The sequence below is a fragment of the Thiohalocapsa sp. genome (genome assembly GCF_022340605.1).
In the GTDB taxonomy this organism is placed as follows: domain Bacteria; phylum Pseudomonadota; class Gammaproteobacteria; order Chromatiales; family Chromatiaceae; genus Thiohalocapsa.
Genome location: NZ_JAJDNQ010000023.1, coordinates 90,277 through 111,042 on the forward strand (window position 1 = coordinate 90,277; position 20,766 = coordinate 111,042).

At 68.7% G+C, this 20,766-nt stretch carries 15 protein-coding genes; 8 read left to right on the top strand and 7 right to left on the bottom strand.

The features are described from left to right. Nucleotides 1-8 precede the first annotated feature (8 nt). Genes prsK through prsT form a run of 3 tightly spaced genes read left to right on the top strand, consistent with a single transcriptional unit; the run spans nucleotide 9 to nucleotide 6,331 of the window. Entirely contained in the window at nucleotides 9-2,099 is a 2,091-nt protein-coding gene (gene prsK / locus LJE69_RS02870) for an XrtA/PEP-CTERM system histidine kinase PrsK (protein WP_296921303.1), read from the top strand. Further along, nucleotides 2,099-3,460: a PEP-CTERM-box response regulator transcription factor gene (gene prsR, locus LJE69_RS02875; RefSeq protein ID WP_296921305.1), complete on the top strand. Its 1,362-nt coding sequence runs from the start codon at nucleotides 2,099-2,101 to the stop codon at nucleotides 3,458-3,460. The genes prsK and prsR overlap by 1 nt, the downstream gene beginning before the upstream one ends. Before the next feature lie 54 nt (nucleotides 3,461-3,514). Continuing rightward, nucleotides 3,515-6,331, top strand: coding sequence for an XrtA/PEP-CTERM system TPR-repeat protein PrsT (gene prsT / locus LJE69_RS02880; protein ID WP_296921307.1), 2,817 nt, complete (start codon nucleotides 3,515-3,517; stop codon nucleotides 6,329-6,331). A gap of 432 nt (nucleotides 6,332-6,763) precedes the next feature. On the opposite strand, the gene LJE69_RS02885 is transcribed toward prsT, so the two are convergent. After that, nucleotides 6,764-8,068 carry an FGGY-family carbohydrate kinase gene (locus LJE69_RS02885; protein ID WP_296921309.1) on the bottom strand — a complete coding sequence of 435 codons (1,305 nt, stop codon included), beginning with the start codon at nucleotides 8,066-8,068 and terminating at the stop codon, nucleotides 6,764-6,766. Beyond that, a complete protein-coding gene (gene queF, locus LJE69_RS02890) occupies nucleotides 8,065-8,454 on the bottom strand; it encodes a preQ(1) synthase (protein ID WP_296921311.1) in 390 nt (129 codons plus the stop codon). Before queF ends, LJE69_RS02885 begins: the two co-directional genes overlap by 4 nt. Nucleotides 8,455-8,724: 270 nt before the next feature. On the opposite strand from queF, the gene smc reads away from it, so the two are divergent. From smc to LJE69_RS02915, 5 genes are all read left to right on the top strand, one after another. Continuing rightward, a complete protein-coding gene (gene smc, locus LJE69_RS02895) occupies nucleotides 8,725-12,231 on the top strand; it encodes a chromosome segregation protein SMC (protein ID WP_296921313.1) in 3,507 nt (1,168 codons plus the stop codon). A gap of 180 nt (nucleotides 12,232-12,411) precedes the next feature. Continuing rightward, complete coding sequence (locus tag LJE69_RS02900) at nucleotides 12,412-13,188, top strand: cell division protein ZipA C-terminal FtsZ-binding domain-containing protein (protein WP_296921315.1); 777 nt, start codon at nucleotides 12,412-12,414, stop codon at nucleotides 13,186-13,188. Nucleotides 13,189-13,226: 38 nt separating this feature from the next. Next, entirely contained in the window at nucleotides 13,227-15,551 is a 2,325-nt protein-coding gene (ligA, locus tag LJE69_RS02905; protein WP_296921316.1) for an NAD-dependent DNA ligase LigA, read from the top strand. A gap of 156 nt (nucleotides 15,552-15,707) precedes the next feature. After that, nucleotides 15,708-15,983 (top strand): segregation and condensation protein A, encoded by a 276-nt coding sequence (locus LJE69_RS02910; RefSeq protein ID WP_296921318.1) that lies wholly within the window; start codon nucleotides 15,708-15,710, stop codon nucleotides 15,981-15,983. Between the two features lie 48 nt (nucleotides 15,984-16,031). Beyond that, nucleotides 16,032-16,847, top strand: coding sequence for a carbonic anhydrase (locus LJE69_RS02915; RefSeq protein ID WP_296921320.1), 816 nt, complete (start codon nucleotides 16,032-16,034; stop codon nucleotides 16,845-16,847). A 505-nt stretch (nucleotides 16,848-17,352) separates the two neighbouring features. On the opposite strand, the gene LJE69_RS02920 is transcribed toward LJE69_RS02915, so the two are convergent. From LJE69_RS02920 to LJE69_RS02940, 5 genes are all read right to left on the bottom strand, one after another. After that, the gene (locus LJE69_RS02920) at nucleotides 17,353-18,237 is read right to left on the bottom strand and encodes a peptidyl-prolyl cis-trans isomerase (RefSeq protein WP_296921321.1); all 885 of its coding nucleotides are present in this window, start codon (nucleotides 18,235-18,237) and stop codon (nucleotides 17,353-17,355) included. A 171-nt stretch (nucleotides 18,238-18,408) separates the two neighbouring features. Continuing rightward, nucleotides 18,409-18,711 (bottom strand): YciI family protein, encoded by a 303-nt coding sequence (locus LJE69_RS02925; protein WP_296921323.1) that lies wholly within the window; start codon nucleotides 18,709-18,711, stop codon nucleotides 18,409-18,411. A 31-nt stretch (nucleotides 18,712-18,742) separates the two neighbouring features. Further along, complete coding sequence (locus LJE69_RS02930) at nucleotides 18,743-19,453, bottom strand: septation protein A (protein WP_296921325.1); 711 nt, start codon at nucleotides 19,451-19,453, stop codon at nucleotides 18,743-18,745. A gap of 113 nt (nucleotides 19,454-19,566) precedes the next feature. Then, a complete protein-coding gene (locus LJE69_RS02935) occupies nucleotides 19,567-20,316 on the bottom strand; it encodes a hypothetical protein (RefSeq protein ID WP_296921327.1) in 750 nt (249 codons plus the stop codon). A 202-nt stretch (nucleotides 20,317-20,518) separates the two neighbouring features. Then, on the bottom strand, nucleotides 20,519-20,766 hold a 248-nt coding region (locus LJE69_RS02940), incomplete at its 5' end, for a hypothetical protein (RefSeq protein WP_296921329.1).

A 20,766-nucleotide genomic window follows, 5' to 3' on the forward strand; every position in this document is an offset into this window, starting at 1 on the left:
CAGCACTGATGTCCCCTGATCTCATCGGTTCCGCCGGCTACGCCGCGGATGCGCTGGCTATGGCAGTACTGGGGCTGCTGCTGCTCACCAGCTGGCGCGGGCGGCTGCAGGGCGGTCTGCTGCTGCTGGCCGTCATGGCGAGTGTCGTCTGGGCACTCCTGCTCGCGATTCAGGCGCAGTGGCACGTCGTGCCGGTGCAACTGATCTGGGCGGCCGAAGCGGTGCGGATGGTCGCCTGGTGTGTCTTCCTGCTGCGGGTGCTGGCCCACGGTCAAAGCGCTTTGGCGCAGCGGCTTCGGCTGCTGCGCTGGAGCGTGCTGGGGGGTGGCTTCCTGCTGCTGTTGCCATTTGAGGACTGGGTGCCCGCGTTGCTGCCCGGCCCTGGTGACTGGCTGGCCAAGGCGCGCCTGATCGGGCAGTTGTTGCTGACCGTGGTGGGTCTGTTCCTGGTTGAGCAGATGTATCGAAACACCCCTTGGCAGCACCGCTGGGGCATCAAATTCCTGTGCTTTGGGCTCGGCGCCCTGTTCGTCTACGATTTCTACTTCTTTGCCGATGCGCTGCTGTTCGGCCGGCTGGACCCCGGGGTCTGGCTCGCCCGGGGTGCGGTCAACGCCCTGGCGACGCCTTTGCTCGCCGTCTCCATTGCGCGCAACCCGCAATGGTCGTTCGATCTCGCGGTGTCCCGCACCGTCGTGGTGCACTCCACGACCCTGATGGCCGCCGGCATCTACCTGTTGTTCATGGCATTGGCCGGCTACTACATCCGCGCCTACGGCGGCGAGTGGAGCGCGGTCTTCCAGCCGCTGTTCTTCTTCGGTGCGGCACTGCTGCTGGTTGTTCTGTTGTTTTCCGGCCAGTTGCGCTCGCGCCTGAAGCTGTTCGTCAGCAAGCACTTCTACAGCTACCGCTACGACTATCGCGAAGAATGGCTGCGCCTCATCAGCGTGCTGTCGGGCAAGGTCTTGCAGGCCAGCTTGCCCGAACGCATCATCTTCGCCCTCGCCGAGCTGGTGGACAGCCCCGGGGGGGCCATCTGGGTTCGCGACCCGGACGGCGTCTGCACCTTTCGCCGCTGCTGGAATCTGGCACCGGCCGCTGTGGACCGCCGCTGGGACGCCGCCATGCTGTGCGCGGCCCTGGAGCCGAGCGGTCAGGTGGTGGAGCTGGGTCCGCCGATGGAGGATGCCGTGATTGCCGCGGCAATACCCACTTGGCTGCGCGAGAGTCCGACGCTCTGGCTGCTGCTGCCCCTGATGCACGACACGCGGCTGCTGGGCTTCGTGCTGCTCGCCCGCCCCCGGGCACCCCAGGAGCTCGGCTGGGAGAATCGTCAATTGCTCCGGACCGCTGCCCGTCAGGCGGCGAGCTATCTGGCCCTGGACGAGGCCGCCGCGGCCCTGTTTGAGGCGCGTCAGTTCGAAGGCTTCAACCGGCTGTCCGCGTTCGTCGTCCACGATCTCAAGAACCTGGTGGCCCAGCTGTCACTGGTGAGCCGCAATGCGGAGCGTTATCGTGACAACCCGGAGTTCGTCGACGACGCTTTGCAGACGGTCCGCGACGCCGTCGACCGAATGAATCGGCTCCTGCTCCAGCTGCGAGCGGCCGTGCCGGGCGGCCGGCAACTGTGTTGCGAGCTGCTGCCCGTGCTCGAGCGGGCCGTGGCCGAGCGCTCGGCGCACGCGCCGGCACCGGTGCTGCAAGTCGAGACGGCCGCTGCCGAGGAGGTGTGCATCGATGCCGAGCGACTTCAGGCGGTGCTGCGGAACGTGATCCAGAACGCCCAAGATGCCACGGACAGGTCCGGGCATGTGGCAGTGACGTTGCGCGCGGATGCCGACATGGTGACCATCGATATCGAGGACGACGGCTGCGGCATGGACGAGGAATTCGTCCGCGAGCGGCTGTTTCGGCCCTTCGACTCGACCAAGGGCCTCGCCGGCATGGGTATCGGTGCGTATGAATGCAAGTCCCTCGTTGCCCTGGCCGGCGGGCGCGTGGACGTTGACAGTGAGCCCGGGCGCGGTACGCGCTTTCGCATCCGCCTGCCGAAGGCGGGTTCGGCGGTAGCACCACAGCCCGTGGCGGCAGCGATCTAGTGGCAGCACAAGAGCAACCCATCAAACTTTTGGTCGTCGAAGACGACCCGGGACTGCAACGGCAACTGCGTTGGAGCTTCGAAGGCTGCGAGACGGCCGTCGCCTCGGACCACGACTCCGCGCTCGCCGAGCTCGCGCGCTTCACGCCCGCGGTGGTCACCCTGGATCTCGGACTGCCCCCCGATCCGGGCGGCACTAGCGAGGGCTTTCGACTGCTCGATGAGATCCTGGTGCGTGCACCGGATACGAAGATCATCGTCGTCACCGGCCACAACGACCGCGACAACGCCGTGCGCGCCGTGGGCCGGGGTGCCTACGACTTCTTCGAGAAGCCCATCGATCCGGATCTGCTCGGCATGATGATAGAGCGGGCCGCGAAGCTCGCGCGCCTCGAACAGGACTACCGCAAGCTTGCCAGCACCGTGCCGGCGTCGCCGTTCGGCGAGCTGATCGCCGTTAGCCCGCAGATGCTCGAGGTGTGCCGCACGGTCGAGAAGCTGGCGCCGACCGATGTCACCACGCTGATTCTCGGCGAGAGCGGCACCGGCAAGGAGGTGCTGGTGCGCATCCTGCATTCGCTGAGCGCCCGCAGCGGCCGTCGCCTGGTCGCCATCAATTGCGCGGCCATCCCGGATGCGCTGCTCGAGAGCGAGCTGTTCGGCTACGAGAAGGGCGCCTTCACCGGTGCGGTGAAGACCACCCGCGGCAAAATCGAAACCGCCGACCGCGGCATCTTGTTCCTGGACGAGATCGGTGATCTGCCCCTGTCGCTGCAGGCGAAGCTGCTGCGCTTCCTGCAGGAGCGTGTCATCGAGCGCATCGGGGGGCGGCAGGAAATTCCGGTGGATGTGCGCGTCGTCTGCGCGACACACCAGAACCTGCCCAAGCTCATCGAGGAGGGCCGTTTCCGCGAGGATCTCTATTACCGCATCAACGAGGCGACCATCCAGGTGCCGCCTCTGCGCGAGCGCCGGGACGATGCCGTGGTGCTTGCGCGCGCTTTCCTGAATCGCTTCGCCGCGCAGCACCGCAAGCCGGTCAAGAGCTTCGCGCGGCAGGCTCTGGCCATGATCGAGGCATACGCCTGGCCGGGCAACGTGCGCGAGTTGGAAAACCGGGTCAAGCGTGCGGTGGTGATGGCCGACGGCCGCGAGATCACCGCCGAGGACCTCGAGCTCGCGCAGGTGGAAGCGCGCGAGACGCCCTTCAATCTGCGCGAAGTGCGGGAGCTGTCCGAGATGCAGGCGATCACGCGCGCCATCCATCACAGCGACCGCAACCTCTCGCGCGCCGCCGAGCTCCTGGGCATCACCCGCCCGACGCTCTACAACCTGATGAAGAAGTACAGCATCCCCAATTGACGGGCCGCGCGCGGCGGGCCGTCTGCGTCCCGTTTCGTCAAGCCTCACCCCATCATGCATCGTCCGGAGGTGGTCATGATCATCCACTCGCCGCGCAGGCTGCGCCGTTCGCTGCGCATCCGCGCCGTCCTGTTCGCCCTGCTGTGTGCCAGCGCCGCGCCATCCGTGTGGGCCGGCAGCGAAACGCTCGACGAGGCCCAGGGCGCCTTCGACAAGGGCGATTACAACGCCGCCGAGATCGAGCTCAAGAACCTGCTCCAGTCCGACCCGAACCTGATGGACGCCCGGGTGCTGCTCGCCCAGGTATACCTGCGTGCCGGACGGGGTGCGGAGGCGGAGAAGGAGCTGCGTCGGGCGTTGGATCTCGGTGCCGACCCGGCGACGCTGCGTTTCGACCTCGTCGAGGCGCAGTTGCAGCAACAGGAGTTCCAGGCCGTGTTGGACACGCTGGACGTGGCCGCACTGCCGGCAGAGGAGCAGGCCCGCGCCCTGGCCCTGCGCGGGCGCGCCTACGTTGGTTTGCGCGACAAGGATGCCGCCAAGCAAGCCTTCGCCGACGCGGTGGCGCTGGACCCGACCGATCGTGAGGCCGGCTCGGGCCTGGTGCAGCTGGCCCTCCTCGACGGCGACATGGAGACCGCGGAAGCGGCCTCCAAGCGCCTGCTGGAGCAGTACCCGAAAGACCCCGACGTGATGTTGCTGCGGGCCGAGGTGGAGCGCCGTGCCCAGCAGCCGGAGGCGGCCGTGGCGCTGTTCGGCGAGGTGCTGAAGCTCGAGCCCGAGAACCTGCGCGCATTGCTCGGCCGGGCGACCACCCTGGTGAGCATGCGGCACTTCGACGAGGCGCGGGCGGACCTGAAGCGAGTCGATGCCCTCCAGCCCAAGATCGTCATCGTCAGCTATCTGCGCGGCGTCATGGCCTTCTACGAGCGCAAGTGGGACGAGGCCGCGGAGCACCTGCAACGGGTGCTCAGCGCCCAACCCAGCCACGTGCAGAGTCAGCTGCTAATGGGCATCGTCAGCTATGCCCGCAACGATCTCCAGCTAGCCGAGGAATATCTGTCGCGCATCCATGACGCGATGCCGGACAACCTGCAGGCGGCCAAGGTGCTGGCCGCAACCCGTCTCAAGCTCCGCGAGCCGAAGCAGGCGGTCAAGGTCCTGGAGCCTCTCGCCGGCGGCCAGGACCCGCAGGTGATGGCGCTGCTCGGTAGCGCCTATATGCTGGCGGGGGATCAGGCGAAGGGGCAGGACTGGCTCAACCGGGCCGTGGAAGCGGCGCCGGACGTGGCCGCGCTGCGCACCCAGCTCGCGCTGACGCTCATCGCCGGGGGCGACATGAACGGTGCCATCGACGAGCTTCAGAGCGCCGTCGACCTAGGCCAGGACGTGCTGCAGGCGGACGTCCTGCTGGTCCTCGCCAAGCTCAAGGAGAAGCGCTACGACGAGGCCATTGCCGCCAGCAAGGCGCTGGAGGCGCGTCAGCCCAAGAGTCCCATCGCCTTCAACCTCACCGGTCTCGCAATGCTCGCGCAGGGCAAGCTGGACGACGCCCGTGCACGCTTCGAGAAGGCGCTTGAACTGGACTCGGAGTTCACCACCGCACACATCAACCTCGCCCGCGTCGAGGTGGCCAACAAAGATCTCGACGCCGCCGAGGGCCAGTACCGGCAGGTGTTGAAACAGGACCCGAAGAACCTCGCCGCCCTGCTCGGCATGGCCGCCCTTGCCGAACTGCGCAAAGACGATGCCGGCATCCTCGAATGGCTGAACAAGGCGCAGGACGCCAATCCCACCGCCACACAGCCCGGGCTGCTGCTGAGCCGCTACTACATCGATCGGCAGGAATACCTGAAGGCGCTCACGACCGCGAGCGACCTCGCCGGGCGCTTTCCGGACAATGCCGATGCCCTCGAGATGCTCGGGCGGGCCCAGACCCTCGCCGACGAGCCGGCCAGCGCCATCCGCAGCTACGACCAAATCCTGGACAAGAACCCGGATGACGCCCGCATCCTCTATCTCAAAGGCGGCGCGCAATGGAAGAGCAAGGATCTCGACGGTGCGCGGCGCTCATTCGAGCACGCTATTGCACAGAAACCGGACTTCATCGAAGCGCGCGTCGCCCTGGCATCGGTGCTGGTGGCCGCCGAGAACTACGACGCCGCCCTGAAGGTTGCGCGTGGCCTGCAGACGGATTACCCAAAGCAGGCGCTCGGCTACCGCATCGAGGGGACGGTGCAGATGGCCGCGCGCAATCCGGCCGGCGCCATCGCGCCGCTGAAGGAGGCCCTGGATCTGGCGCCGGCGCCGGAGCTGGTCCGTCAGCTCGCCGAAGCCTATGGCCGTGCAGGCCGCAACGCCGACGCCATCGCTTTGCTTCAGGACTGGAGCAGGCAGCAGCCGGATGATCTTGGCACACAGGCCATGCTGGCCATGCTGCTGCACGGCGAGGGCAAGGCGGACCAGGCATTGCCAATCTACGAGCGGCTCTACGCCGCCGGCCAGAAGAACATCCTCATTCTCAACAACCTCGCCTGGATCCTGCAAGAGCGCGGTGACCCCCGGGCGCTGGAGATCGCCGGCAACGCCTACGAGCTCGACCCGAACCGCCCCGAGGTGGCCGACACCTACGGCTGGATCCTGTTCAACAACGGCCAGCGGGACAAGGGCCTGCGCATCCTGCAAAACGCCCATCTGGCCTATCCGACCCAGACCGAAATCGCCTATCACACGGCGTTGGCGCTGAGCGACTTGGGGCGTGGCAATGAGGCCCTGCCCATCCTGCACCGCCTGGTGCGTGAGCACCCGCACTCGGCGCAGGCGGACGACGCCCAGCAACTGCTGAACAAGCTGGGCGGTGGCGCGGGCTGAGGCAGCGCACCGATGAGCCCCATAGGCGCGGCGACCCCGCCGCGCGACCGGAAGCGATGCGGCGCAATCGGCTGAGGCGGTTGCCATGCGCCAAATCTGTTGCGTGTGCATCCTTGCCCGAGGCGAGGCACGGCATCTCAGCGCAGCGCCCGGTGGTCCTGGAGCCTTGGCGCCGAAATGTCGAGACCGTTCTTGGAATTGGGTGTAGGTCGGGTTAGCGCAGCGTAACCCGACGCTGGGCGCCAGTAAGAGCGCCAGTAAGCCGTTGATTGTCGGGTTACGCTATCGCTAACCCGACCTACGATTCGCTCGATTTCTGCGTTACGGGCAATACTTCCACGGTCTCGAAACGGTTCCACCAGCTCTGCGGGACGATGGAAAGCACGACCTGTCGCCTGCCGGGAAGGTCAGAACAGCCGACCGTTGCAGAGCTCAGCTCCGCCAAAGGGCGCGCAGCGCGAGCGCTGCGACGCCCGCCGCCGCCTCGCCATGCGCGCGAATGACATCGCAGCCGAGCAGGCGCCGGCGCATGGCGGTCCAGGTGGCGTTGGCCGCGCCGCCGCCAATGCTGAGCACGCGGCGCGGGGGCGGCGCACCCAGGCGGGCGAGCAGCCGGTAGCCATCGCGCTCGATGCGGGCGATGCCCTCCAGCAGCCCATGCAGGAAGCGCGCGTCGTCCGCCGGCCGCGGTGTCAGCCGCGGGGCGAGCCCGGGGTCGTGCACCGGGAAGCGCTCACCCGGTGCCGGCAGCGGGTAGTAGTCGAGCCCACTGGGCCGCTCTGGGTCGATCCTCGCGCTCAGCCGGGCCAGGGTGGCATCGTCGAAGTGCGCCCGCAGCGCCGCGCCGCCGCTGTTGGAGGCGCCGCCCACCAGCCAGGCATCGCCCCAGTCACACCGCAGCCGATGGCTGTACACGCCGTACTCGGGCGCGCTTACCCGCCGCTCGGCGATGACCTTGAGCACCAGGGTGCTGCCCAGACTGGTGATGGCGTCGCCGATGTCCGCGGCGCCGGTCGCCAGCACCGCGGCGGTGCTGTCTGTGGTGCCGGCGCAGATGATGGTGTTGTCCGGCAAGCCGGTTGCGGCGGCGGCCATGGGCGCGATGATGCCCAACGGCGTTCCGGGCACGTGCACTCGCGGTAGCGCCGTGGCCGGCAGCGGCAGGCTGCCCAGCCAGTCCGGCCAGCGCTCCGCCCGCGGGTCGTAGCCCAGCTTGAGCGCGTTGTTCCAGTCGCTGTCGCCGAACCGCCCCAGCAGCCGCCCGGCCAGCCAGTCCGCCTGGTGCAGCACGCGGACCTCGGCCGCATCGAGCCCGCCGGCTGACCGCAGGTGCATCGCCTTGGCCAGGCTGGAGCCGACGCCCAGCGCCGGTGAGTCTGCCGGCGCCGCGGCCGCGATGGCCGCGGCCGTCCGTGTCGCCCGGCGGTCGTTGTACATGAGCGCGGGGCCGAGCGGGCGGCCGTCCGGCGCCGTCAGCAGCACGGTTGCGGAGGTGCCGTCCAGGCTCAGCGCGCAGTCCTGGCCGGCGAGCGCCACCTCGGTCGTGAGGTGCCGCAGTGTCCGCACCAGGGCGTCCCACCAGCATTCCGGGTCCTGCTCGACGCCGCCCTCCGCGGTATGCAGCGGCGCCGGCAGGCGCTCGACGGCGCGGGCCAGCACGTTGCCGGCGCCGTCCAACGCCACCGCGCGCACGCCGCTGGTGCCGACGTCGACACCGATGCCGACTCGCTCGCTCAAGGCAGATGCACCGGCTCGGCCGCACGCCAGCCCGTGGCGCGGTGCTCGGCGACTACCTTGGTGTAGATGCCGCCGCGGACGTTGAAGTCCGCCGTCAGCCGCATGAAGCGCGGCTCGGTGGCCGCCACCAGATCGTCCAGGATGCGGTTGGTCATAGCCTCGTGGAAGCCGCCCTCGTCGCGGAACGACCAGACGTAGAGCTTCAGGCTCTTCAGCTCCACGCAGAGCGCCTCCGGCACGTATTCGAGGGTGAGCTCCGCGAAGTCCGGCTGGCCCGTCTTCGGGCACAAACAGGTGAACTCCGGCACCCGGATGCGGATGACGTAATCACGCCCCGGCTGGGGGTTGGGGAAGGTTTCGAGGGTTTTGGTTGGTTGACTCGGCATGGTGTTTGGGAGTGCGAAGTGCGAAGTGCGTAGTGCGTAGTGCGTGGTGCGTGGTGCGTGGTGCGTGGTGCGTGGTGCGTGGTGCGTAGCGCGTAGCGCGAGCGCCCATGGTGCGGGGACGCTTGCTTGTTTGGCGCTGCGTGCAAGGCTCCTTTCGGCCCTCGGCCCTCGGCCCTCGGCCCGCTGCATTCCGCAAAGTCTAACAGCGCGCCCCCAGGCGTCAGTCGGTGGACGCTTGTTAGGTTCACATCCCTTCAGTATCTTTCCGCGATGCGGCTGGAAAAGATCAAACTGGCGGGATTCAAGTCATTCGTCGACGCGACGACGGTGCAGTTTCCGAGCAATCTCGTCGGTGTCGTCGGTCCCAACGGCTGCGGCAAGTCCAACGTCATCGATGCGGTGCGCTGGGTCATGGGCGAGAGCTCGGCCAAGATGCTCCGCGGCGAGTCCATGGCGGATGTCATCTTCAACGGCAGCACCAGCCGCAAGCCGGTCGGCGTGGCCGGCATCGAGCTCACCTTCGACAACAGCCAGGGCCGCGCCGGCGGCGAGTTCGCTCGGTTCAACCAGATCGCCGTCAAGCGCCAGGTCTCCCGCGACGGCCAGTCGGCCTACTTCCTGAATGGTGCCCGCTGCCGGCGGCGCGACATCCAGGACCTCTTCCTCGGCACGGGCCTGGGGCCGCGCAGTTACGCGATCATCGAGCAGGGCATGATCTCGCGCTTCATCGAGGCCAAGCCCGATGAGCTTCGGCTCTTCATCGAAGAGGCCGCCGGCATCTCCAAGTACAAGGAGCGCCGCCGCGAGACCGAGAACCGCATCCGCCACACCCGCGAGAATCTGGACCGCCTCAACGATCTGCGCGAGGAGGTGGGCAAGCAGATCAAGCATCTGGAGCGCCAGGCCGAGACCGCCGAGAAGTACCGCAAACTGAAGGAAGACGAGCGGGCGCTGGAGGACGAGCTGACGGCGCTGCGTTGGCGCGAGCTGGACCAGGAGCTCGCCGAGCGCGACCGCGCGCTGGCGCAGCTTGAGGTGGATCTGGAGCGCCGCCGCGCGGAGCAGCGCCGGGTGGAGGCGCAGATCGAGGCGGACCGTGATGCCCACGCCGATGCCTCCGACGGCTTCAACGCCGTGCAGGGCCGCTACTACGCCGTCGGTGCCGAGATCGCCCGGCTGGAGCAGGCCATCCGTTTCGCCGACGAGAACCGCACCCGCCAGGAGGTGGAGCTCGCGAGGGTGCGCGGCGAGCTGGAAGCCGCCCGGGGCCACCGCGAGCGCGACACCGGCCGCATCCGGGAGCTCACCGAAGAGCTTACGCGTGACGAGCCTGCCCTCGAAGAGGTGGGCGAGCGTCTCGCGGCCGCGGGCGACGAGCTGGCGCAGGCGGAAGAGCGGCTCGACGCCTGGCAGGCGGCCTGGGACGAGCTCCAGGAGGGTCCCGGCGGCCCCACCGAGCGCGCGCAGACTGAGCGCGGGCGCATCAACGACCTGGAGCAGCGCATCGCCCGCGCGGGGCAGCGCGCCGCACGCATCGCCGAGGACCGGGCCAAGCTGGATACCGCCGAGCTGGAAACCCGCCTAGCGGCGCTGCGGGAGCGCTCCGAGGCGTTGGACGAGCAGATCGCCGCGGCCGCCGACGGCCAGGCCCGCAGCGCCGAGGCCCTGCGCGCGCTGGACGCGGAGCGCACCGCGGCCGCCGCGCGTCTGGACGCTGCCCGCACCGAGCTGCAGACATGCCGCGGTCGCCAAGCCTCGCTGGAGGCGTTGCAGGATGCCGCGTTGGAGCACGGCGACGACGCGGTGGGCGTCTGGATCGAGGAGCAGGGGCTGGGTGACGTGCCGCGGCTGCTGGACGGCATCGAGGTGGATGCCGGCTGGGAGGCAGCCGCGGAGGCGGTGCTCGCGGACATGCTTGGCGCGCTGTGCGTCGCCGATCTGGACGCCCACGGCCCACACCTCGATTGCGGCCCCCTCGGTCTGCTGGGGCCGGGCCTGAGCCAGGATCTGGACCCGCCGGCACCGCCCCCCGACAGCCTCGCGGCCAGGGTGCGCTGCCCCTGGCCGCTGCATGGCCTGCTGCACGGCATCCGCACCACCAACACCCTGCCCGAGGCCCTGTCCCGCCGAAGTGAGATCGGCCCCGGCGAGCGCATTGTCACCCGCGACGGTGCGCAGGTGGGCCGCGACTGGCTGCAACGTCCGGGCGACGGTCCCAAGGTGGCCGGCAGCCTGGAGCGGGCCGAGACCCTACGCAGCCTGCAGGCCGAGATCGACGACCTGGAGCAGGTGATCGCCGAGCTGGCGGAGAGCCACGACGCGCTGGCCGAGCGCCGCCAGGTCCTGGAGCGGGAACGCGACGACGCCCTGGATACCGTCGGCCGCCTGAGCCGCGAGCGCGCTGCACTCGACGCGGACCTCGGCGCCGGGCGCTCGCGCCTGGAGCACATGCGCGAGCGCGTGGCGGCCCTGGACGAGGAGCTCCGGGAGCTCACCGAGCGCCGCGCCGAGGCCGAGGAGGAGATCGAAGCCGCCCGCGAGCGCCTGCACGCGGCGTTGGCGGAGACGGATCGGCTCGCCGCCCGCCGCGAGGCGCTGGGCGTGGAGCGCGACGCGTTGCGTGCCCGCGTCGCCGAGGCGCGCGCCGCCGAGGGCAGGCTGCGGGACGAGCGCCAGCGCCTGGAGGTCGCCATCGAGACGCGGCGGGCGTCCTTGAGCGCACTGGAGGGCCAGCTGACACGTGCCGCCGAGCAGCTGGAGACCCTCAACGCCCGCCGCGACGAGCTGATCGAGGCCCTGAACGAGGCGGCGGAGCCCATCGCCGAGCAGCGCGAGCAGCTCGACGTGCAACTGGAGCTGCGCGTGGACGTGGAGGCGGAGCTGAGCGAGGCCCGCGCGCGCATGGAGTCGCTGGATCAGGCCGTGCGCGAGGCCGAGCAGCAGCGTCATACCCTGGAGCAGGGCGTAGGCTCGGTGCAGCAGGCGCTGGATGCCATGCGCCTGGAGCGCCAGGAGCGCCTGGTGCGTCGGCGTACCCTGGAGGAGCAGCTCGGCGAGCGCGGCGGCGTCATGGCGGAGGTGGTCGCGCGCCTCGCGGCCGCCGCCACCAGCACCGAGCACGAGGGCGAGCTGACGCGGGTCAAGTCCCGCATCGAGCGCCTCGGCAACATCAATCTTGCCGCCATCGACGAGTTCCGCGAGCAGTCCGAGCGCATGCACTACCTGGACGAGCAGCACGGGGACATCAGCGAGTCCCTGGAGACCCTGGAAGCGGCCATCCGCAAAATCGACCGCGAGACCCGCCAGCGCTTCCAGGAGACCTTCGATCGCATCAATCAGGGCTTGCAGCAGTTGTTCCCGCGCGTCTTCGCCGGCGGGCATGCGTACTTGGAGCTTACCGGCGAGGATCTGCTGGACACCGGCGTGGCCATCATGGCCCGCCCGCCAGGCAAGCGGAACAGCAGCATTCACCTGCTCTCCGGCGGTGAGAAGGCGCTGACGGCGGTGGCCCTGGTGTTTGCCATCTTCCAGCTCAATCCGGCGCCCTTTTGCATGCTGGACGAGGTGGACGCGCCGCTCGACGACGCCAATGTCGGGCGCTTCTGCGAACTGGTGCGCTCCATGTCGGATCAGGTGCAATTCATTTTCATCACCCACAACAAGGTGACCATGGAGATCGCGGATCACCTCATCGGCGTCACCATGCACGAGCCCGGCTGCTCGCGGCTGGTGTCCGTGGACGTGGAGGAGGCCGCTCGGCTCGCGGCGGTCTCCTGACCGCAATCCGGGTGATGAGCGGGCTGATGTGCGGGATAATCGGCGTATGAGTCCGTTTCGGCCAGCTGGAGGCGGTGTTCGTCGGCCCGGCCGCCGCCAACCGCGCTTGATCGCGCTGATATACTGCGCGCGACAATAGACTTATTCCGGTCAAGACAACGTTTGGGGGGCGAGCACCGAATGGACGCCACGACTTTGCGCCTGATACTGACGGTCATTGGGGCCGTGTTTCTGATCGGGCTGTATCTCTGGGAGAAGCAGCGGGCGCAGGGCTTCACGGGGGCGCGGCGGGTGCGTCGGCCGCCATCCCGACGCAGGCAGGAGCCGAATTTCGGCCGCCTGGGTGAGGCGGACGATGATGATTCCGCCGCTTCGGCGTATGCCTATGGTGACGATGCCGACGACCTCTCCTATGAAGCCGTGCCGGCGCCCGAATCGGCCATGACCGACGCTTATGATGACGATGAGGGCGAGCAGTCCGCCAGCGAGCGCGCCGCCGCCGGTGCCGCCGGTGCCGCCAGTGATGAGTTGCTGATCCAGCTCTATATCACCAGCCCCGGCGGCGCCTTCGACGGTGAAGACATCCTTGCCGCTGCCGAGCGCTGCAAGCTGCGCCCCGGCGACATGGACATCTTCCACCGCACCCGCGGCGACGCGCCGCACGGTGAGCCGCTATTCAGCATGGCCAACCTGGTCAACCCCGGCACCTTCCCCTTCGATGACATGAGCGAGTTCGCCAGTCCCGGGCTCGCCGTGTTCGCCCAGTTCCGCGGTGAGCCGAGCGATCTCATGGTATTCGACGAGATGCTGGACGGTGCCCGCATCATGGCGGAGCTGCTCGGCGGCGACATCCGCGGACCGCAGCGCCAGCCGTTGCGCGACGCCGACGCCAAGGCGCTGCGCACCCAGGTGCGCGCCCTGCTGCATGGCAACGCGGCGACCGCCGACACGCCGTGAGCGCGCCCCCTGAGGCGCCCCCTGAGGCGCCCCCTGATGTGCCCGACGCGCCCGACGACGCGCCGGACGCACTCGAGTCGGCGGCACGGCGGGCGGAAGCACTGCGCACCGAGCTGCACCACCACAACTACTGCTACTACGTCCTCGACAACCCGGAGGTCAGCGACGCCGAGTATGACGCGCTGTTCCGGGAGCTGCAGGAGCTCGAGCGCAGCTACCCGGCGCTGCGCACGCCCGACTCGCCCACGCAGCGGGTCGGTGCACCGCCGTCCGAGCGCTTCGCCGAGGCCCGCCACCGCGTGCCCATGCTCTCCTTGGGCAACGCGCGCACCGACGGCGACGTGCAGGACTTCGACCGCCGTATCCGCAAGGACCTGGACACCGACGCGGTGGACTATGTCGCCGAGCCCAAGCTCGACGGCCTGGCCATCAGCCTGCTGTACGAAGACGGCCTACTGACCCTGGCCGCTACCCGCGGCGACGGCACCGTCGGCGAGGACGTGACCGCCCAGGTGCGTACCATCGGTGCCATCCCGCTGCGGCTTCAGGGCGCCGGCTGGCCCCGGCTGCTGGAGGTGCGCGGCGAGGTCTATCTCCCCATCGCCGCCTTCGAGCGCCTCAAGGAACAGATGCTCGAAGCCGGCCAGACGCCCTTCAAGAACCCCCGCAACGCCGCCGCCGGCAGTCTGCGGCAGCTGGACCCGGGGGTTACGGCGAGTCGGCCGCTCGCCATGTTCTGCTACGGTTTCGGTGCCGTGGAGGGCGGCGAGCTGGGCGCGACGCAGCACGACGCGCTTGCGGCCTTCCGCGGCTGGGGGCTGCGGGTGTCGCCCGAGTCCAAGGTGGTCCGCGGTGCGGCGGGCTGTATCGACTACCACCGCGCCATCGGCGCGCGCCGCGACAGTCTCGAATACGAGATCGATGGCGTCGTGTTCAAGGTCAACGACATCGCCGCCCAGCGCCAGCTTGGGCGCAGGGCGCGGGACCCGATCTGGGCCATCGCCTACAAGTACCCGCCGCGGGAGGAGCAGACGGTGGTGCGGGCGGTGGAGTTCCAGGTGGGTCGCACGGGTGCCGTCACCCCCGTCGCGCGACTGGAGCCCGTGGACGTGGCCGGCGTGACCGTCTCCAACGCCACGCTGCACAACATCGACGAGGTGCACCGCAAGGACGTGCGCGCCGGCGACACCGTCATCGTGCGCCGCGCCGGGGACGTGATCCCGGAGGTGGTGTCCGTGGTGGAATCGCTGCGCCCGCCGGGGACCGTGCCGGTGGAGCTGCCGACGCACTGCCCCGCGTGCGGCTCCGATGTGATCCGTGCCGAGGGCGATGCCATCGCGCGTTGCAGCGGCGGGCTCAGCTGCGCCGCGCAGCGCAAGGAAGCGCTGAAGCACTTCGCGTCCCGCCGGGCGATGGACATCGACGGTCTCGGCGAGAAGCTCATCGAGCAGCTCGTCGACCAGGAACTGGTGCGCGACCCGGCGGACCTCTACCGGCTCGGCGTGGACGACTACGCCGGGCTGGAGCGCATGGGGCAGAAGTCCGCGCAGAACCTCATCGACGCGCTGGACCGCAGCCGCCGCACCACGCTCGCGCGCTTCATCTATGCACTGGGCATCCGCGAGGTGGGGGAGGCCACGGCGGCGGCGCTGGCGGACCATTTTGGTGATCTGGAGCCATTGTTGAGCGCCGACATCGACACCTTCGTCGTCGATGAGCCGGGCATCGAGGGCGTGGGCGAGAAGACCGCCACGGCATTGCTGGAGTGGCTCGGTGAGCATCCCGAGGCCCATCCGGCTGAGCAGCCGTCGGCGGACTGGCTCGCCGGCCTCGAGGTGCGCGGCCTGCGGGCCGCCGCGGCGGCCAAGATCGCCGAGCGCTGGCCCGACCTGGCGTCACTACGCGGCGCCACGGTCGCCGAGCTCCAGGGTGGCAAGTGTAGTCTCATCGAAGGGGTCGGACCCATCGTTGCCGCCCACATCGTGAGCTTCTTCGCCCAGCCCCATAACCGCGAGGTCATCGACAAGCTGCTTGACCCGGCCATCGGCGGCATCACCTGGGCGGTGCCGACCGCGCGGGCCGCCGCGGCAGGCGAAGTGGGTGGCGGGCAGCTCCTGGCCGGCAAGACCTTCGTCATCACCGGCACCTTGAGCCGACCGCGCGACGCCGTGAAGGCACAGCTAGAGGCCCTGGGTGCCAAGGTTACCGGCAGCGTGTCCGGCAACACCGACTACCTGCTGGCCGGCGCAGAGGCGGGCTCCAAGCTCAAAAAGGCGCAGTCGCTCGGCGTTGCGGTGCTGGATGAGGCGGCGCTGGCGGACCTGACGGGCGGCCTGTACCAGCCCGCGGCAGCGGCCGGTTGAGCGTTGTGCCCCTTTTGACTCGGCTCCGGGCTAGTGAATAATGCGCCGTTCGCCCCGACCCTGATGCGCGGGCGGGCAAGATCGCGGCGATGCCGCGCGGCCTCCCCGACGTGACAGCTACATGGCCGACAACTCAAACGCAACGGGAGGAGTCAGATGCCCGAGCTTAGCAAAGAACAGCAGATCCTGATCGCGATGCGCAAGACGCTGGGGGCGATCATCAGAGACGTGACGCCGCCGCCCGGCATGAAGCATCCACTCTCCGGTAACACGATCGAGGACGTGCGCCAGTGCCTCGCGCTGATCGCCGCGCGCGAGCAAGAGCTCGCCGACCTCGATGGCCGCGGCGGCGAGCGTCCCTACTTTGCCGACGAGCCGCAATCGGCCCAGGTGGTCTCCGTTGCGGGCCTGAAGCGCAACCGCGACGACTGATACGACATGAGCAAGCCGTCTCGCCGGTTTGGCCCGTGGGTCCGGCCCATGGCACTCGCCCAACTTGCTGCGCAAGCACTGCCCGGCGCCCTCGCCGTCGCGGGGCTCCTGCTCTGCGCCGCGCCCGCGGCCGCCTGGCAGCCGGGTGTCTCGCTGCCGGACCCGGACGCGATGCCGCAGTGGGCCTACAGTGGCGCAAAGGGGCCGGAGCGCTGGGCCGATCTTGATCCCGACTACGGCACCTGCGGCCGCGGTGACCATCAGTCACCGGTGGCCCTGACGGAGGCGGTTGCCGTTGCGGCGCCCTGCGAGCCGCTGCGCTTCCGCTACCGCAGCAGCGCCCTCTATGTCACCAACGATGGGCGCGCCCTGCGGCTGGGCTACGATCGTGGCAGCTATCTGGTGGTGGACGGACTCAGCTACGAATTGGTGGAGCTGCGTTTCCACGTGCCCTCCGAGCATGTCATCGACGGCCACACGGCGGATGCGGAGCTACAGCTCATCCATGCCAACAATCGCGGCGACATTGCCGTGGTCGCCGTGCCGTTGATCGCCGGTCCACGCGTCAACCAGATCCTGCGGCGGGTCTTGGAGAACGCACCGAGCCGGCCGGGCCAATCCTTCTACGGCCGCAACGTGGGCGTGAACCCGCTGTTCATGCTACCGGGTCGCAAGGACTACTACGCCTACGAGGGCTCCCTGACCCGACCGCCCTGCACCGAGGGTGTGCACTGGTTCGTGATGCGCACCCCGGTGGAGGTGGCGGCGGTCGACCTGAATCGGCTCGCGAGTCTGGTGGGGCGGAACGCCAGACCGCTTCAGCGCCTGGGTAATCGGCGTGTCGCCATGGTCTGTACGCCCTGACGCGTGGTCCTAGAACCAGCAGTTGACTGCTGTGGCCGGTGCACCTGCGCCAAATTCCTGGCACCGCCAGCCACAGACGTTTCAGGATCGAAATCGAAATCGGGATCGAAATCGAGCAGATCGCAGGCAGCGCTTGTGGGGGCGGCACTCTCGGTGCCGCGACCGGCGGCCAGGCAGCACACCGCGCGCTGAGTAACTGCCATGCGGCAGGCAACCTCCCACCCGTCGTCGCGCCACAAAAGGCAGTGGCGCTCCCACAGCGCCGACGCGCCTAGAGCAACCGCTATGGCAGGCAGCGCTTGTGGGGCTTGGTGGGAGCGGCACTCTCGGTGCCGCGACCGGCGGCCGGGTAAGCACGGCTTACGGACGCCCATCGTCGGGTTACGCTACCGCTAACCCGACCTACACCGACTGGTCGCCCGCTCGCCCATGGCCGGGCACCGGCACGTCCTGCTGCCGGTGCCGCGGGCCATCCTGGCCCTGGGCACGGGCTTTGGCCGGGGCGTTACTTCTTCTCGCCGCCGTCGTCCTTGAGCTTCACGACGTCTTCGTTCAGTTCCACCATGGCCTGATTGCGCAATTCGGCCAGCTTCTCGGCGACCTTCTGGCGCTTGATTGCAGCCTCCAGGCTCGGCTTTGCGTCCTCGAACGACGGCGGTTCGGCGTCGCGGGTGTCTTCCAGCAGGATCACGTGCCAGCCGAACTGGGTGTGCACTGGTTCCTTGGTCCACTCGCCAGGCTTGAGCTTGGCCACGGCGTCGGCGAAGGGCTTGACCATCTGCTGGCCATCGAACCAGCCGAGGTCGCCGCCCTTGTCGGCGGTGGGACCGAGGGAGTTCTCTTTGGCCAGCTTCTCGAAGTTCTTGCCCTTCTTCTTGGTGACCTCTTTGGCGAGCTCCTCGGCCTTTTCCTTGTTGTCCACCAGGATGTGGCGGGCCTTGTACTCGGTGCGCTTGGCCTGCTGCTTGAACTGCTCGTAGGCCTGCTTCAGCTCCTTGTCGGTGACCTCGGTGTCTGCGGCGATGGCCTGCAACGCGGCCGTGGAGAGCACCATCATGCGCTCCAGCTCCAGCGCCGCCTGCACGTCGGGGCGCTCGGCGAGCTTGCGCTTTTCGCCCTCCTGGGAAGAGACCACGAGGTTCATGAATTCGTTGAACGCCCGTTCCTGCAAGTCAGCCGAGTTCTCCCCGCCCGTCTGTTGCAGGCGCTGGGCATAGAACAGGCGGAATACGTCGAGCTTGTAGGGCTCGCCGTTGATGGTGGCGATGACCGTATCGTCGCCGGCAGGGGTCTTGTCCTCCGCCGACGCAGGCGTGGCGAATGCCGCGGCCAGCAGGCCGCTGGCGACGGCGATGCGCAACAGGTGCTTCGGGAACGGTTTGGATCGCATCTGACTTCTTCCTCGGGTTGGTGATGGTGTGCGCTGACCTCGGCGCCGGCCGGCATCATGTGCCGCGCGCCCTTGGCCTAGGAAGGGGGTTCTGGGTTCGGTTGCTCGGGCTGCCGGTTGCTCATCCCGGACGCCGTGCTCAGGCGGGGCGGTGGTTTCGGCGGGCCCCGCTCAGCGGGGCAGCACCTGGATGAACGGCTTGACCAGCACGTTCTGGTAGACGCCCGCGGCGATATAGGGATCGGCGTCGGCCCAGGCACGGGCGGCGTCGAGGTCCTCGAATTCCGCCACCACCAGCGAGCCGGTGAAGCCCGCATCGCCCGGATCGGTGGCCGCCACCGCCGGGTGAGGTCCGGCAAGCACCAGCCGACCCTCCGCCTGCAGGGCCTCCAGCCGTGCCAGGTGCGCCGGCCGCGCCGCGCGGCGTGCGGGCAGACTGTTCGGGTGATCTGTGGCGATGATGGCGTACAACACTGTCGAGCACTCCGGGCTGTTTAGTCCTGGGCTATCGGCCGCCTGCGTCGGCCTCCTGCGAGATATCGCCCGCGGCGGGCGCGGGCTCCTTGTCGTGGTGAGCGTACCGGGCCAGGTAGACCGCCTGCGCCAGGACGAACACCAATGTCATGCCCATCATACCGAACAGCTTGAAGTCGACCCATGACGACTCGCTCATGTGCGCCCGCTGACAGAGGGCGAGAACGGAGCCGGAGAAGTGTTGTGCGCACTGCTTGAGGTCGATGTCCGTGACGCCGCTGGCGGCGATGAGTGCCTCACGGGCCTCGTAGAAGCCACTGCCGACGTAGACCACGTAGAGGTTAACCAGGCCGGAGAAGATGAAGAAGACCGCCCAAGCAAGGTTGAGCCGCCGCCAGATGACGTCCGGCACCTCCACGGCGTGCTCCATCATGCGCTGCGCCAGCGGCTTGTCGCCGATGAACTGGGTCACCAGGAATACCAGCCCGAACAACCAGTTGACGATGGTGGGCTTCCACATCACGAAGGTAGGGTCGCGCAGCGCCAGGGTCATTCCGCCGAAGATCACCAGCAGCGCCAGCGTGGCCAGGTGCATGCGCTCGGCGCGGCCGCGGCGCAGGCGCACCCAAGCCACCTGCAAGGCCGATGCGGCAATGGCGACGGTCGTGGCCACATAGATGCCGAACAGCTTGTAGGCGACGAAGAACAGGATGACTGGGAAGAGGTCGAACAGGAGTTTCATGGCATCTCTTGCATGGGCCGTGTCGTGGCCTGGGGTCTTCGATGGCGCCGGCCGTGGCTGCGGACGTCGAAGCGCGGGCTGCGCGTTTGCGGCGACCCGGCTCGCCGTGCACGTCAGTGCAGGCGCTCGTCCGTGCCGCGGGCATCGTGGTAGCGGCGCATGACCTCGCGCACGGCACGCGGATAGTCCATCAGCGCCATTTGGCGCATGCCCTCACGGAAGAAGGTGGGGGCGTCGGCGGGCAACTCCTCCAGCAGGGCATCGAAGGCCGGCTCCATCAACTGCGGCTCCAGCGTCCGCATTGCGATGATGGCGCGATTGATGAGCAGCGCGCGCCAGGTCTCGAAGCGCGCGCTCCCGGGCAGGGCGCCGCTGAAGCGTGCCGACAGCCCGCGGGCGACGTCGTCGGCCATGTGGTAGAGCAGGCGGATCTGCGCCGGGTCGCGCTCGTCTTTGGCACGCTCCGCGGCGGCGTTGACCACCGGTTGCAGGAGCGAGAGCTCACCGCCGCTGCGCACCACGCAGCAGGCCAGGGCCAGCAGCAGCCCGTCGAGGTCGTGCGCGTCGGCATCGGCGCCGAGCCGCCGCGCGTGCTGCGTCAGGCGGTCCAGCAGGTCGATGACGTGGTCGCCGAGCCGGTCGAGACCGGGCTGTTCCGTGACCGGCGCGTCGCTGCAATCGATGTGGATGCGCTGGGCAAGCGCGTCCAGCGCCTCCTCCAGGGCCGTCGCCAGCGTGGACAAGGACATCGCCTCCGGCGCGTCCGCAGACCCGGCGCTGGGGGCGGCCGTCTGCTCCGGCAGCGCATCCAGAATGCGCCGGAGCTCGTCGCGGATGGCGGTGGGTTCGCAGGGGGGCAACATGGCTCGGCAGCATAGCAGCCGGACCGCCAAGGATGTAAGCACCGCCGCGAGGCCGGTGGTCTGGGGATTGGCGATAACGATCGCCGAGCTGCGCCGGAGCGCTTGCCGCAGGTGTGATCTTGTTGCCTTTGGCGGTTTGTCTCTGCGGCTCAATTCGCGGCTTGCCAATGGCTCGACGACGGTGCGGGCGCGTCCGCGTTGGTCATCGTGGCTCGACGGTCATCGCTGTCGGGCAGATGACTGCCTTCTTTGTCGGCTTTGGGAATACAAAGACGCGCTGAATCTTGGTGCCGGCGACGATGTGGGGAAGACCGGTCAGGTGCTTGCGGGAATAATGCGATGGCGGGCATGGGAAAGTTTTCGGCGTACGGTTTGGCACGGTGTATTGGGTAAAGGTCGCCTGATGTGCGCAGAAACCACAGAGAGGCATGAGGGCAGCTTGGGTAAGAA